Here is a 14,066-nt window from a genome sequence, read left to right on the forward strand (position 1 = left end):
TACACACCGCCAGCCTGCCGCTATTGTTTTTGCAGCAGCTGCAGCCATCGCAACCATTGCAGCCAGTCTCGCAGTCAACCGCCTCCCGCTACCGTGACCGCCCGTTTCCACGCCGACCTCGCACTGGTGCCCGGCAGTTCCGTCAGCCTGCCCGATCAGGCCGCCCGCCATGTGCAGGTCCTGCGCCTGCAACCCGGCGATACCATCACGCTGTTCAACGGCCAGGGCAACGGCGAGCCCGGCAGTGAAGGCGAGTTTGACGCCACCATTGAACGCATGGGCCGCAGCGATGTGCAGGTCACCATTGGGGCCTACACCGCAACACGGCGTGAAGCAGACCGTGCCGTCCATCTGGTGCTGGGCATGCCCGCCAATGAACGCATGGACTGGCTGATCGAGAAGGCAACCGAACTGGGCGTGGCCAGCATCCGCCCGCTGATGAGCGAGCGCACCGTGCTGCGTATCAAGGGCGAACGCGCCGGGAAAAAGCTCGCGCACTGGCGCGGCGTGGCCGTGGCGGCCTGCGAACAATGCGGCCGTAACCGCATCCCGGTGATCCACGAAGTCACCGGCCTGGATGAGTGGCTGAAGAACGACCTGGCGCAAGCGCCTGCCGCCGCTACGGGCACACGGCTGCTGCTGTCACTGCGCGAGGGCACGCAGCCGCTGGCCAGGGCCGTCGCCAGCACGGGCGCGCTGACATTTCTCAGTGGCCCGGAGGGTGGCCTGAACGCGGCCGAAGAAGCCGCGGCCATCGCCTGCGGCTTTGCCCCGGTCACCCTGGGCCCGCGCGTGCTGCGCGCCGAGACGGCGCCGCTGGCCTGCCTGTCGCTGCTGACGCTTTTGCCGCCAGTGCAGACCTGAGAACCTGTTTACGATCTAAACGAGGCCGCGTTGGGGTGCAATCGGGATGAGTGGGGCGCCCGGGTCCGCCGCATGGGCTAATGCCCATGCAAGGGCTCGGGTGGCTCAATCGCCCGATTTCACCCCAACCCGAAGGGCAAGCGCCTTCTCGGGCGGTCTGCGGCGTTGCGGCGCTTGCCCATAGCCCGAGCTATGGGCGGCGCACCGCGCCTTGCATCCCATCCCGAGAAGGTGCTTGCGCGGCCCCCGTTTAGATCGCAAACAGGTTCTTAGGCGGCGCAGCTTGCAGCGACGCGGCGCAAACACCACAATCAGGGCCACGTAGCCGGCCAGGTGTTTGGGGCCTGTGCCGCTTTTCCGGGTTCTTTTTTTTCCAACTTTGAAAGCACACCATGGGTTTATTTGATTCAGTGTTGGGCGCGGTCATGAACGGGCAGCAGCCCCCAAGCGGTGACAACGCCGCCAGCGGTGGTCTGGGTGGCCTGATCGGCCTGGTGGCCAGCAATCCGCAATTGCTGCAAGCCATCACGGGCATGTTGAGCAACGACGGCGCGCAGGGCGGTTTGGGCGGCCTGGTGGCCAGGTTTCAGCAGGCCGGCCTGGGTGACGTGATTGGCTCCTGGGTCAGCAGCGGGCAGAACCAGGCCATCTCGGGCGAACAGCTGAGCGATGTGCTGGGCCCGGACGCGCTCTCCGGCCTGGCCGAGAAACTGGGGGTTAGCGAGGGTGATGCGGCGAGCCAGCTGTCCAGCATCCTGCCCGGCCTGATTGACCGGCTCACCCCGCAAGGCCAGGCACCGGCAGATGGCCTGGGCAACTCGGATGACCTGATGGGCATGCTCGGCGGCCTGCTGCAAAAAGGCTGAGCAGTGGCTCAGGCTCCATCATTGCTATTGATTCGATAGCTGACGATGGCGACAGAGCACGGGCTGTGGTCTGTTTTCTCTAAAATCTGGCGTCCAGCCAGTCCTTCAGGGTGTCAAACACCGACCCCGCATCCACCTCGTTGAAAATCTCGTGATAGAAGCCCTCGAAGCACTTGCTGGTCACAGTGCCGGGCGCCACGGTCGATGAACTGGCGGCAGCTTGCGCAAAAGCGCGGCTGCCCGCGGGGTTGACGAGGCGGTCGGCGCCGGCGTACATCAACAAGGTGGGCGTGCTCCAGCCGGCGGCGGCCGCCACCGTGGCCGGGCCACCGGTGGCAATGAACTCACCCAGCCGGGCGGAAATCTTGCTGTGCACCAGCCGATCCGCAAGGTATTTTTGAACCACCAGGTCATCGTGGGACAGGCCATAAGGGTCCAGCCCATTGCCGACGCACAGATTGGGTGCCAGCCTGGGCATCACGGCCAGCAACAGTTTTTGCAGCGCATTGAGCCCCGGGTCCAGTGCCGGCGACGACATCACCAGACCATCCACCGGCCGCATATTGAGCGCGACGAAGCGGCTCACAACCAGGCCACCCAGGCTGTGACCCAACAGGATCAGGGGCAGGGGTTGCGGCTCCTGCTGCGCCGCGCTGCTGACAGGCTGCAGCCGCCGGCAGTGCAGCCGCATGTCATCGACCATCTCCGCCAAGTCTTCGAGCAGGGCCGTGTCGTCGGGCAGCACACCGCGCGCGCCACCCGACCGCCCGTGGCCGCGCTGGTCGTAGGCCCGCACTTCAAAACCCCATTCAAGCAGCCGGCGGGCCACAGGCGCATAGCGGCCGGCATGCTCGCCCAGGCCGTGAACCATCAGCACCACCGCGCGGGGTGGCCGCCTGATCCGGCCCATGGCATTGGCCCAGTCATCCAGCGGCCATTCGTACAGGGCGAGGTTTTCACCATCGCGGGCGGTGAAGGGCACGACCACCGTGGAGGGTGTGTGGTGAGATTTCGATTTGGGGAAAACGACTTTGGGCGCAGGCCGGTTGAAAGAAAAAACAGCCATGCGCATTCAACCCGGCATCCGGGCCATGACATGCGCCACCGCTGCGGTCAGCTTCTTGGCATAGGGCACGTTCAGGAATTCGTTGGGCCCATGGGCATTGCTCTTGGGGCCCAGCACGCCGCACACCATCATCTGCGCCTTGGGAAAGCCCTGGCTCAGCATGTTCATGAGCGGGATCGTGCCGCCCTGGCCAATGGTGCCGCAGGGCGCGCCAAAGAAACTCTGCGAGGCATCGTTCAGCGCCTGCTCAAACCATGGCACGGTACCGGGGGCGTTCCAGCCGGTGGCGCCGCCGCTGCTTTCAAAGGTGACCCGGGCCTGGTAGGGAGCATTGTCTTCGAGCAAGGTTTTCAGTTCCTGCACGGCGGCGCTGGCGTCAATCAGCGGCGGAAAGCGCAGCGAGAGCTTGAAGGCGGTACAGGGACGCAGCACATTGCCCGCATCCTTGAGCGCCGGAAAACCTTCCGCGCCGGTCACGCTCAGGGTGGGTCGCCACGTGCGGTTGAGCAGCGCCTCGACCGGGTCGGTGGTGGTCGGCAGGGCCAGGGTGCTTGAACCTTCGCAGTCGTAGTGGGCCCACGGAAAGCGCTTGTAGATTTCATCGCCCAGAATTTTGGCGGTGGCCTGCGCCTGGGCCAGCCGGTCGGCCGGAATTTCGCAATGAAAGCTCTGCGGCAGCAGGCGCCCGGTCTTGCTGTCCTCCAGGCGGTCCAGCACCTGCCGCATGATGCGAAAGCTCGACGGCACCAGTCCGCTGGCGTCGCCCGAGTGCACGCCTTCGGTCAGCACCTCGACCTTGAGCACGCCGGCCGCATTGCCGCGCAGGCTGGTGGTGAGCCAGAGCTGGTCGTAATTGCCGGCACCCGAATCGAGGCAGACCACCAGCGCAACGTCGCCGAGGCGCTCACGCAGGGCGTTCACGTAAGGCAGCAGGTCGTAAGAGCCGCTTTCTTCACAGGTTTCAATCAGGCCGACGATGCGCGGATGCGCCACGCCCTGCGCCTTGAGGGCCTGCACCGCGGCAATGCTGGCGTAGACCGCATAGCCATCATCGGCACCGCCGCGACCATAGAGCTTGCCGTCGATGTATTTCGGCGTCCACGGGCCGAGGTCGGTGCGCCAGCCGGTGAACTCGGGCTGCTTGTCGAGGTGGCCGTACATCAACACTGTTTGCGTGGAGTCGGCGCGCGTCGCCGGAATCTCAAAAAACAGCACCGGCGTGCGCCCTTCCAGCCGCACGATTTCCAGCGTCAGGCCTTCGACTTTTTGCGCCTCCACCCAGCTGGCGGCGTTGCGCATGACGGTGTCGATAAAACCATGCTGCGCCCAGTCGCTGTCAAACGTGGGCGACTTGGCGGGAATGGCGATGTAGTCGGTGATCTGTTGGACGATGTCGCTGTCCCACTGGGCAGACACCTGCGACAGGGCCTGGGCGGCGTTGAGGACGCTGGCGGGAATTTCGCGGTGCAGGGGGGCATTCATGGGGACAGACTCCGGGAACGAAAAGTGCGCGCTGGGCAATGGCTGCTACTTTACGCTGACCTTAAAAATCGCGCCACTGAATACTGTCGCAGAATGCGACTTACAGCTGCAGTTGCGGCCCCGGCCTGTTTGATCGGTGATTTCTGGCCCAACTATCTCCTTCATTTAGAGGAGATCCCGCACATGGAGACCTCATGATCCATCCATCCCGTCCATCCAGCGAACGACTGCAAGCTTCATCCGACCCTGTTACCGCGCAAGCCCCGACATCCATCCGTGTCGGTGTGGGTGGCTGGACCTATGAACCCTGGCGCAGCAACTTCTTTCCGGACGGCCTGCCGCACAGCCGGGAGCTGGCCTATGCGAGCCGCCAGCTCAGCGCCATCGAGGTCAATGGCACCTACTACGGCACGCTCAAGCCGGCCAGCTTCAAAAAGTGGCACGACGAAACGCCCGATGATTTCGTTTTTTCACTGAAGGCCTCACGTTATGCCACCAACCGCCGCGTGCTGGCCGAGGCGGGCGACTCGATCACCCGCTTTGTAGAGAGCGGCATCAGTGAACTGGGCCGCAAGCTCGGCCCCATCGTCTGGCAGTTCATGCCCGGCAAGGTGTTTGAGGCGCAGGATTTCGAGGCTTTTCTGGCGTTGTTGCCAACCCAGGTCGATGGGCGGGCGCTGCGCCATGTGGTGGATGTGCGCCATGAAAGCTTCATGGACCCGGCCTACCTGGCGCTGGCGCGGCGTTACCGGGTAGCCACTGTGTTCACCGATGCCGACAAATTTCCCTGGTTCGCCGACCTGACCGGCGACATCGTCTATGCCCGGCTGATGATGAGCGATGCCGCACTGGCCACCGGCTACGCGGAGGCGGCACTGGACGCCTGGGCGGAGCGCGCCCGCCGCTGGGCCGCTGGCGAGACGCCGGAAGACCTGCCGGCCCTGGAGGCGTCACCAGCCCCCGTTCGGCCGCGCGAAGTGTTTGTTTACTTCATCAATGGCGCGAAGGAAAGGGCTCCCGCGGCGGCGATGGCCTTGCTGGCACGCCTGGGCTTCCGGCCAACGCCCGCACCCTGAAGTAGAAGGCCGGATTGTTAAAACCCGACCTCTTCAAACCTCTTCAGGCGTAATTGGCCATGGCTTCGCCCAGCCGGATGAGGCGGCCGGGCGCCCAGTCGGGATTGAAGTGCAGCGGTCCGGCGGGAAAGAGCATGACGACCGTCGAGCCGAGCAAAAAGCGGCCCATCTCCTCGCCCCGCCGCAGCACAACGGCGGACTCGGCCTTGGGGTCGTAATCCCAGGCGCGCACCTGCTTGCCGCGCGGTGGATTCACCACGCCATGCCACACCGTGGCCATGCTGCCCACAATGGTGGCGCCGACCAGGACCAACACAAACGGTCCGCGGGGCGACTCGAACACGCACACCACACGCTCGTTGCGCGCAAACAGCCCGGGCACACCGCGCGCGGTGATCGGGTTGACGGAAAACAGCTCGCCGGGCACGTGGACCATGCGCGTCAGGCGCCCGTCACACGGCATGTGAATGCGGTGGTAATCCTTGGGGCTCAGGTACAGCGTGGCAAAGCTGCCGTTCTGGAACTGCGCGGCCAGCGCTGCGTCACCGCCGACCAGCGCCGTGGTGGAGTAACTGTGACCCTTGGCTTGGAAAATCTGGTCATGCTCAATCTGGCCAAACTGGCTGATCGCGCCGTCGACCGGCGAGATCAGGTCGGCGTCCGCCAAGGGCCGCACACCGGGCTTGAGCGCCCGCGTGAAAAAATCATTGAATGTCAGGTAGCTGGCGATGTCGGCGCGGGCGGCTTCCTCCATGTTCACCTGGTATTTGGCGACAAAGCGCCGAATGATTTCGGTGGTGACCCAGCCACGCTCCCTCGATGCAACGAAACCTGCGAAAGCAGTCAGCGCCTGCTTGGGCAGCAGGTATTGGGGCAGTACGGAAAAGCGGTCGGACACAGGCGCGGGCGGTAGTGAGGGAAGATTCATTCTATCGGTGCGCAAGAGGCGCTCGCCGAGGCCACTGCGGCGACGCGCGCGCGGCTTATGCGCGGCTTGTGCGCCTACCCCCGCCACCCCACAGGATGCGCAGGGTGATGCGTGTGGCTCAATGGGTGGGATAACCGGCTTCCGACAGCGCCGCCGCGATCTTTTGCCGGTCTTCCGTGGTCCGGACGGTGACTTTTTTGCGGTCCAGGTCCACGCTGACCTCCGCGCCGGGGTCCAGCCCCTTCAGCGTCTGGGTGATCGCGCTGGCGCAATGCCCGCAGCTCATCGAGGGGACGTCGAATTCCTTGAGTTCCATGAAAGCTCCTTGAACGGTGAAAGCTGGTGCAACAAGCCGGTGCAACACTGCACCCATAGTCTGAACCTTCCCACGGGGGCAGGGTCAAGCCGTCCGGCGCAAAGTCCCGGCGATGGAAGGGTTATAGACGACGCGCGCTTGACCCTGCCATGGTGGTAAGGTTCACACTGCAACCATGGTTCCTCCTGTCCTGTCCTGTCCTCACTCCAGCAGTCCGCCCCCGGAAGCCCGCCCATGAGCATCGCCGATACCCTGAAAATCCCCGACACCCCCCAGGTCCTGAACGAATGGCGCTTTGCCGTGCAGGGCATGACCTGCGCGTCATGTGTCGCCCGGGTGGAGCGGGCCCTGCGCGGCATCGCGGGGGTGCTGGAGGTCGACGTCAATTTTGCGACCGAGCAGGCTGCCGTCAAGGCGCGCCGCGACGTCGGCATGGGCGCGCTGAAGGCCGCGGTGGAAAAGGCGGGCTATGCCGTCAGTGAGCAGCCCCTGCGGCTCGGCATCGAGGGCATGACCTGCGCGTCCTGCGTTTCGCGCGTGGAGAAGGCGCTCAGGCAGCTGCCCGGCGTGCTGTCGGCCGACGTCAATCTGGCCACCGAGACGGCCGAGGTCAAGCTGGTGGGTGGCACGCTCTCGGCGGCCCAGCTCATCGCCGCGGTGAACAAGGCGGGCTACCAGGCCCACGAAATGCAGGCCCACGGCGACAGCCTGGCCGATCAGACCTGCGCCGCCACCAAAGTCGGCGCGCCGTGGTGGCCGGTCGCCCTGGCAGCGGCCCTGTCGGCGCCGCTGATGCTGCCCATGCTGGGTGCGCTGGCTGGCCGGCACTGGATGCTGGACGGCTGGCTGCAGTGGGCGCTCGCCACGCCGGTGCAGTTCTGGCTGGGGGCGCGTTTTTACCGCGCGGGTTTCAAGGCCCTGCGCGCCGGGACCGGCAACATGGACCTGCTGGTGGCCATCGGCACGTCCGCCGCCTATGGCCTCAGTGTTTATCAGTTGCTGGTGCACGGCGAACACGCCATGGATCACCTGTATTTCGAGGCCTCGGCCGTCGTGATCACGCTGGTGCTGCTGGGCAAGTGGATGGAAGCGCGCGCCAAACGCCAGACCACCGAGGCGATCCGCGCGCTCAATGCGCTGCGGCCGGAAACCGCACGCCGGCGCCGCGAAGGCCATGACGAAGAGGTCGCCATCTCCGAGGTGCGGGTGGGCGACCTGGTCGTGGTGCGCCCCGGCGAACGCATCGCCGTCGACGGTGAAGTCACCGAAGGCGCCACCCAGGTCGACGAGTCGCTGATCACGGGTGAAAGCCTGCCCGTCAGCAAACACGCGGGCGACCGCGTCACCGGCGGCGCCATCAACGCCGAAGGCTTGATCGTGGTGCGCACCGCGGCCGTCGGGGCTGAATCGACACTGGCCCGCATTGTGCGCATGGTGGAATCGGCGCAGGCTCGCAAAGCCCCCATACAGCGGCTGGTGGACCAGGTCAGCGCGGTGTTCGTGCCGGTGGTCATGGCCATCGCAGCGGTGACGCTGCTGGGCTGGGGCCTGCTCACCGGCCAGTGGGAGGCCGCCATCCTGCACGCCGTGGCCGTGCTGGTGATTGCCTGCCCCTGTGCGCTGGGGCTGGCCACGCCGACGGCCATCATGGCCGGCACCGGCGTGGCCGCGCGCCACGGCATCCTGATCAAGGACGCCGAGGCGCTGGAGGTGGCGCACCGGGTGAAGCTGGTGGCCTTTGACAAAACCGGCACGCTGACGCAGGGCCATCCCGAACTGGTCGCGCTGGAGTCTTATGGCGGTTCGCGCGACGCCCTGCTGGCCTGGAGTGCCGCCATCCAGGCCGGCAGCGAACACCCGCTGGCCAAGGCCGTGACCGCGCAGGCCGTGCGGGACGGCCTGCATGTCCCGGCAGCGTCGCAGGTGCAAGCGGTCGCCGGGCGCGGCATGTCGGCCGTGGTCGAGGGGCGGGCGCTCCGGCTGGGCAGTCCGCGCTTCATGCAGGAGCTGGGGGTTGACCTGAGCGCCGGCGCAGCGCGCGCCGAGGCGCTCCAGGACCAGGGCCGCACCGTCTCCTGGCTGGCCGACGTCACCACCCAGCCGCAACTGCTCGGCCTGATGGCGTTTGGCGACAGCCTCAAGCCGGCCGCAGGCCCGGCGATTGCCCGGCTGCACGCGCTGGGCATACAGACCGCCCTGGTCACCGGCGACAACCGCGGCAGCGCAGAGGCGGTGGCCCACCAGCTCGGCATCGACCGGGTGCATTTTCAGGTACTGCCGGAAGACAAGGCCAATATCCTGGGCCGGCTCAAGCAGGCGCTGCAGGACAAGACCGGCCGCGTCGCGATGGTGGGCGACGGCATCAACGATGCGCCGGCGCTGGCGGCCGCCGATGTGGGTATTGCCATGTCCACCGGCACCGATGTGGCCATGCACGCGGCGGGCATCACGCTGATGCGCGGCGACCCGGCGCTGGTGGCCGATGCCATCGACATTTCGCGCCGCACCTACGCCAAGATCCAGCAAAACCTGTTCTGGGCGTTTTTCTACAACGTGGTGGGCATACCGCTGGCGGCCTTTGGGCTGCTGAACCCGGTGATTGCCGGTGCCGCCATGGCCTTCAGCAGCGTCAGCGTGGTGATGAATGCCTTGCTGCTGCGGCGCTGGAAAGGAGCGACGAAATGACGCCTCAACCCTTGCAAGGCAAGCTATGACACACAGTGAAAACCGTGAAGGCCGGCCGCCGCGCCGGGCCGCCCCAAGCAAGGCCAGCCCCCTTGGGGGGCAGCGTATTACACAAAGTGAAAAGCGTGGGGGCCCTTTAAACATCGGCCAGGCCGCCGCCCGCTCCGGCGTTTCTTCCAAGATGATCCGCCACTACGAATCCCTGGGCCTGCTGCCGGCCGTGCACCGCACCGACGCGGGCTACCGGCAGTATGGCGAGAAGGAAGTGCACACCCTGAGCTTCATTCGCCGCGCCCGCACGCTGGGCTTCAGCATGGCCGAAATCGCCGAGCTGCTCAAGCTGTGGCAAAACAAGCGCCGCGCCAGTGCCGATGTCAAGCGCATCGCGCTGGCCCATGTGGCCGACCTGGAACGGCGCATTGCCGAGATGGCGGCGATGAAGCAAACCCTGCAGCATCTGGCGCATTGTTGCCAGGGCAACAGCCGGCCGGATTGCCCCATCCTGACCGAGTTGGCCGCCTGAGCCGGGCCGCCATGAAATGTCCGGATCCGGCGTGCATCAAGGCGCACACCGATTTATGCTGAGACATGGACCTGTTTGCCTCACACCTTGCTTCACACCTCACGCCCGGCGCCGCTCACTGGGCCGAGACCACGGCCGAGCTGAACCAGCAGGGCAGCGCGGTCATCCCGCAGCTGCTCAGCGCCGCTGACTGCGAGGCGCTCGTGCGGCTCTACCCGGACACCCGGCACTTCCGCAGCCGCGTCGTGATGCAGCAGCATGGCTTCGGGCGCGGCGAATACCAGTATTTCAGCTACCCCCTGCCCGAGACCGTGCAACGCCTGCGCGCCACGCTGTATCCGGCGCTGGCGGGCGTGGCCAACGCGTGGAATGCGGCTCTCGGCATGGAGGCGCGCTTCCCGGGTGACCACGCCGATTTTCTGGCGCGCTGCCATGCCGCGGGCCAGCAGCGCCCGACGCCGCTGCTGCTGCGCTATGGGCCCGGCGATTACAACTGCCTGCACCAGGACCTGTATGGCGAGCAGGTGTTTCCGCTCCAGGTGGCGGTGCTGTTGTCACGGCCCGGTGAAGACTTCACGGGCGGCGAATTCGTGCTGACCGAACAGCGCCCACGCATGCAGTCGCGGCCGGAGGTGGTGCCGCTGGCGCAAGGCGATGCTGTGGTGTTTGCAGTGAACCAGCGCCCGGTGCAGGGCAGCCGGGGGGTGTACCGGGTCACCATGCGCCATGGTGTCAGCCGGCTGCGTTCCGGGCAGCGCCACACGCTGGGTATCATTTTTCATGACGCGCAGTAGTCGCAGTAAGTGGTTGGGGGAAACCTTTTGACCAAAAACCTGTTCGAGGAAGAGCCGCTTCCCTATGTCGCGCCGCAGGTCATGGCGCCGGGCGCCGTGTTGCTGCGCGGCTTTGCCATCGGTGTGGACCAGGCACTGCTTGACGCGGTGGCGCAGGTGACAGCCTGCGCACCCTGGCGCCATCTCGTCACACCGGGCGGCTACACCATGTCGGTGGCCATGAGCAATTGCGGTGCGCTGGGCTGGGTGTCCGATCGCACCGGTTACCGCTACACCCGCACCGACCCGCTGTCTGGCCAACCCTGGCCGCCCATGCCCGACTGCTTTGTCGATCTGGCCGGGCGCGCGGCGGCCGAAGCCGGCTTCAATGACTTCAGGCCAGATGCCTGCCTGGTCAACCGCTATGAACCCGGCGCGCGCCTGTCGCTGCACCAGGACCGGGACGAGGGCGACATGAGCGCGCCGATTGTGTCGGTGTCGCTGGGTTTGCCGGCCGTGTTTTTATTTGGCAGCACGCTGCGCAAAGACCGCCCGGCGCGTTACCGGCTGGTGCACGGCGATGTGGCCGTGTGGGGCGGCCCGTCGCGGCTGGCCTACCACGGCGTTGCGCCGCTGCCCAAGGGCGAGCACGCCCTGCTGGGACGGCAGCGCATCAACCTGACGTTTCGCCGCGCAGCTTAGGCGCTGGTCAGGCGCCGGCTTGGGCGTTCGCCTTCATCCAGCCCAGTCCCGCCGACGTACCTCCAGGCTGCGCGCCACGGCTGGGGCGGTATTCGCAGCCGACCCAACCGGTCCAGCCGCATTGCTGCGCCACCTCATCGATCACCTTGAACAGGTAGGGGTAGTTCATCTCGCCGATATCGGGTTCGTGCCGCTCGGGCACGCCGGCGAGCTGGAAATGGCCGACGCGGCCGGTCGGCAGGTACTGGCGTATCTTCATGGCCACATCACCCTCGACGATCTGGCAGTGGTACAGATCGAACTGCACCTTGACATTGGGCGCGCCGATCTCGGCGATCAGTTCATGCGCATGGTCCTGCCGGTTCAAAAAGAAGCGCGGGATGTCGCGGGTGTTGATCGGCTCGATCAGCACATCCACGCCCTGTTTCGCGGCTTCGGCGGCGGCCCAGCGCAGGTTGTCCACATAGGTCGGGCGCACCGCCTCGCGCTCGACGCCCGCAGGCACCAGGCCGGCCATGACATGGACGCGCGGGCAGTCGAGCGCTGCCGCATAGTCCAGCGCCCGGGTGATGCCGCTGCGAAACTCCGCCTCGCGCCCGGGCAGACAGGCCAGGCCGCGTTCGCCCTGGTCCCAGTCACCGGGGGGCGCATTGAACAGCACCTGCTGCAGGCCGTGGGCTTTCAGGCGTGCCGCCAGTTCACGGCTCTCATAGGCATAGGGAAACAGGTACTCAACCGCCTTGAAGCCGTCTTTCGCGGCCGCCTCAAAGCGGTCGAGAAAATCGAGTTCAGGGTAAAGCATGGAAAGGTTGGCAGCAAATTGGGGCATGGGGTTCACCAGTGCGCGCCAAAGATCTGGCGCAGTTCATCGATTTGGGTTTCGGTCAGCGGTTCGGGCGGCGTGCGGCTTAGGGCCATCAGCCTGGCGGTTTCTTCAAGTTCTTCGAGCGTGGCCATGGCGGCGGCGGGCGAATCGTGCCAGACATTGGGCCCCAGGCGCTCCAGCATGACGGCGCGGATCGGCGCGCCACGCTCGCCATAGCGGGCAATGGTTTGCGCCACCAGGGCCGCCGCCTGCGGGTCGCCGGGGCGATGGTAGGGGATCAGCGGCACATGGCCGACCTTCATCACAAAGTAGGGCGTGATCGGTGGCAGCAACTCGGCACCCGTGGCCTCGAGGCTTAGCGCCACGCAGTGCGTGCTGTGGGTGTGGATCACGCAGCGGGTATTGGCATCAAATCGGCCCGCCGCGCCATAAATATGGGCATGCAGTGCGATGGTCTTGCTGGCCCGGTCGCCGCTGAGCTGTTGCGCGTTGACATCCAGCCGCGCGAGCCTGGCCGGATCGAGAAAGCCCAGGCAGGCATCGGTGGGCGTGATCAGGAAACCATCGTCGAGCCGCACGCTGATGTTGCCGGCCGTGGCATGCACATAACCGCGCTCGAACAGGCTTTTGCCCACGCGGCAGATTTCTTCACGGGCTTCGGTCTCGGTCATGTGAGCATCGTAAAGGCTTTGGTGAAAAAGTCGTCGGTGCCGAAGTTGCCCGACTTGAGCGTGAGGTGCAATCCTGTCGCATCGGCCGCATCGGACTGGGCGTGGCACCAGGGCACGCCGGGATCGATCTGCGGGCCGATCTTCATTTGCGTGATGTCGAGTGCCTGCACGCAGGCGCCCGAGGTTTCACCGCCCGCGACCACCAGCTGGCGCACGCCGCGCTCGACCAGGCCGCGCGCAATGGCCGCGATGGTGCGTTCGACCATGGCGCCGGCTTCTTCGACACCCAGGCGGCCTTGCACCGATTTGACTGCATTCGAGTCCGCCGTGGAATACACCAGCACCGGACCTTTCTGAATCAGCGGCTCGGCCCAGGCCAGCGCTTCGGCGGCAACGTCCACGCCGGCAGCGATGCGCAGCGGGTCGATGCCCAGCGCCGGACGCCCGGCCTTGATGAAGGCCAGCACCTGGCGGTTGGTGGCCATCGAACAGCTGCCCGACACCACGGCCTGCAAGCCCGTGGCGGCAGGCAACTCGCTGGCCTGGGAGGAGGGCGCAATGCCGAAGTTTTGCGGCAGGCCGATCGCCACGCCCGAGCCGGCCGTGACCAGCGGCATGCCCTTGAGTGCCGGGCCGAGGCGCAGCAGGTCGTCGTTGGACAGCGCATCCACCACGGCCACCCCGATCCCCTCGGCCTTGAGCTGGTCAATGCGCGCACGGATCGCGGCCTCGCCCCGGGCCACGACGCGGTAGTCGATCAGGCCGACCTTGCGCTTGCACTGCGCCTGCAGCACGCGCACCAGGTTGGCGTCGGTCATCGGCGTGAGCGGATGGCTTTGCATGCCGCTCTCGCTCAGCAGCACGTCGCCCGCAAACAGGTAGCCTTTGAACACGGTGCGCTGGTTGTCGGGAAAAGCCGGCGTGGCGATGGTGAAGTCCCCTCCTGCCACGTTCGACAGCGCGTCCATCAGCGCTTCGGTGACCGGGCCGATGTTGCCTTGCGGCGTGCTGTCGAAAGTGGAGCAGTACTTGAAGTAGATTTGCCGCGCGCCTTGAGCCTGCAGCCAGCGCAGGGCGGCCAGCGATTGCGCCACGGCATCAGCCGGGGCAATGGTGCGCGACTTGAGCGCCACCACCACGGCGTCCACGTCCGCGTCCAGTGGCATGGACGGCACACCAATGGTCTGCACCACACGCATGCCGCTGCGCACCAGGTTATTGGCCAGATCGGTGGCGCCGGTGAAATCGTCGGCGATGCAGCCTAGAAAAATGGGATTCATCGTTGTAT

General features: G+C 66.1%; 14 protein-coding genes. 7 read left to right on the plus strand and 7 right to left on the minus strand.

What is annotated here, in order from left to right; all coding sequences use genetic code 11:
• Positions 1-93 precede the first annotated feature (93 nt).
• Positions 94-864 carry a 16S rRNA (uracil(1498)-N(3))-methyltransferase gene (locus tag AC1DS5_RS02555; protein ID WP_477716674.1) on the plus strand — a complete coding sequence of 257 codons (771 nt, stop codon included), beginning with the start codon at positions 94-96 and terminating at the stop codon, positions 862-864.
• A gap of 392 nt (positions 865-1,256) precedes the next feature.
• Complete coding sequence (locus tag AC1DS5_RS02560) at positions 1,257-1,730, plus strand: YidB family protein (protein ID WP_477716675.1); 474 nt, start codon at positions 1,257-1,259, stop codon at positions 1,728-1,730.
• Positions 1,731-1,809: 79 nt separating this feature from the next.
• Here the strand turns inward: AC1DS5_RS02560 and AC1DS5_RS02565 are convergent, their stop codons facing one another.
• Together AC1DS5_RS02565 and AC1DS5_RS02570 are read right to left on the minus strand one after the other, a co-directional pair.
• On the minus strand, positions 1,810-2,796 hold the full coding sequence (locus tag AC1DS5_RS02565; RefSeq protein ID WP_477716676.1) for a lysophospholipase: 987 nt from the start codon (positions 2,794-2,796) through the stop codon (positions 1,810-1,812).
• A gap of 6 nt (positions 2,797-2,802) precedes the next feature.
• Positions 2,803-4,278 carry a M20 family metallopeptidase gene (locus AC1DS5_RS02570; protein WP_477716677.1) on the minus strand — a complete coding sequence of 492 codons (1,476 nt, stop codon included), beginning with the start codon at positions 4,276-4,278 and terminating at the stop codon, positions 2,803-2,805.
• Positions 4,279-4,472: 194 nt separating this feature from the next.
• On the opposite strand from AC1DS5_RS02570, the gene AC1DS5_RS02575 reads away from it, so the two are divergent.
• A complete protein-coding gene (locus tag AC1DS5_RS02575; RefSeq protein ID WP_477716678.1) occupies positions 4,473-5,354 on the plus strand; it encodes a DUF72 domain-containing protein in 882 nt (293 codons plus the stop codon).
• 43 nt (positions 5,355-5,397) lie between these two features.
• Here AC1DS5_RS02575 and asd read toward each other — a convergent pair whose 3' ends face one another.
• Together asd and AC1DS5_RS02585 are read right to left on the minus strand one after the other, a co-directional pair.
• Complete coding sequence (gene asd, locus AC1DS5_RS02580) at positions 5,398-6,252, minus strand: archaetidylserine decarboxylase (RefSeq protein WP_477716744.1); 855 nt, start codon at positions 6,250-6,252, stop codon at positions 5,398-5,400.
• 148 nt (positions 6,253-6,400) lie between these two features.
• Complete coding sequence (locus AC1DS5_RS02585; RefSeq protein ID WP_477716679.1) at positions 6,401-6,598, minus strand: heavy-metal-associated domain-containing protein; 198 nt, start codon at positions 6,596-6,598, stop codon at positions 6,401-6,403.
• Between the two features lie 234 nt (positions 6,599-6,832).
• On the opposite strand from AC1DS5_RS02585, the gene AC1DS5_RS02590 reads away from it, so the two are divergent.
• The 4 genes from AC1DS5_RS02590 (at position 6,833) to alkB (ending at position 11,281) form a co-directional block, all read left to right on the plus strand.
• Positions 6,833-9,283, plus strand: coding sequence for a heavy metal translocating P-type ATPase (locus tag AC1DS5_RS02590; protein ID WP_477716680.1), 2,451 nt, complete (start codon positions 6,833-6,835; stop codon positions 9,281-9,283).
• A gap of 106 nt (positions 9,284-9,389) precedes the next feature.
• Positions 9,390-9,806, plus strand: coding sequence for a Cu(I)-responsive transcriptional regulator (cueR, locus tag AC1DS5_RS02595; protein WP_477716745.1), 417 nt, complete (start codon positions 9,390-9,392; stop codon positions 9,804-9,806).
• A 65-nt stretch (positions 9,807-9,871) separates the two neighbouring features.
• Complete coding sequence (locus AC1DS5_RS02600; RefSeq protein ID WP_477716681.1) at positions 9,872-10,600, plus strand: 2OG-Fe(II) oxygenase; 729 nt, start codon at positions 9,872-9,874, stop codon at positions 10,598-10,600.
• 27 nt (positions 10,601-10,627) lie between these two features.
• Positions 10,628-11,281 carry a DNA oxidative demethylase AlkB gene (alkB, locus tag AC1DS5_RS02605; protein ID WP_477716682.1) on the plus strand — a complete coding sequence of 218 codons (654 nt, stop codon included), beginning with the start codon at positions 10,628-10,630 and terminating at the stop codon, positions 11,279-11,281.
• Between the two features lie 7 nt (positions 11,282-11,288).
• Here alkB and otnI read toward each other — a convergent pair whose 3' ends face one another.
• Genes otnI through otnK form a run of 3 tightly spaced genes read right to left on the minus strand, consistent with a single transcriptional unit; the run spans position 11,289 to position 14,058 of the window.
• A complete protein-coding gene (gene otnI, locus AC1DS5_RS02610) occupies positions 11,289-12,110 on the minus strand; it encodes a 2-oxo-tetronate isomerase (RefSeq protein WP_477716683.1) in 822 nt (273 codons plus the stop codon).
• A gap of 5 nt (positions 12,111-12,115) precedes the next feature.
• On the minus strand, positions 12,116-12,778 hold the full coding sequence (locus AC1DS5_RS02615) for a class II aldolase/adducin family protein (RefSeq protein ID WP_477716684.1): 663 nt from the start codon (positions 12,776-12,778) through the stop codon (positions 12,116-12,118).
• Positions 12,775-14,058: a 3-oxo-tetronate kinase gene (gene otnK, locus AC1DS5_RS02620; RefSeq protein ID WP_477716685.1), complete on the minus strand. Its 1,284-nt coding sequence runs from the start codon at positions 14,056-14,058 to the stop codon at positions 12,775-12,777. Before otnK ends, AC1DS5_RS02615 begins: the two co-directional genes overlap by 4 nt.
• Positions 14,059-14,066 lie beyond the last annotated feature (8 nt).

The sequence above is a fragment of the Polaromonas sp. P4_H1 genome (assembly GCF_056400945.1).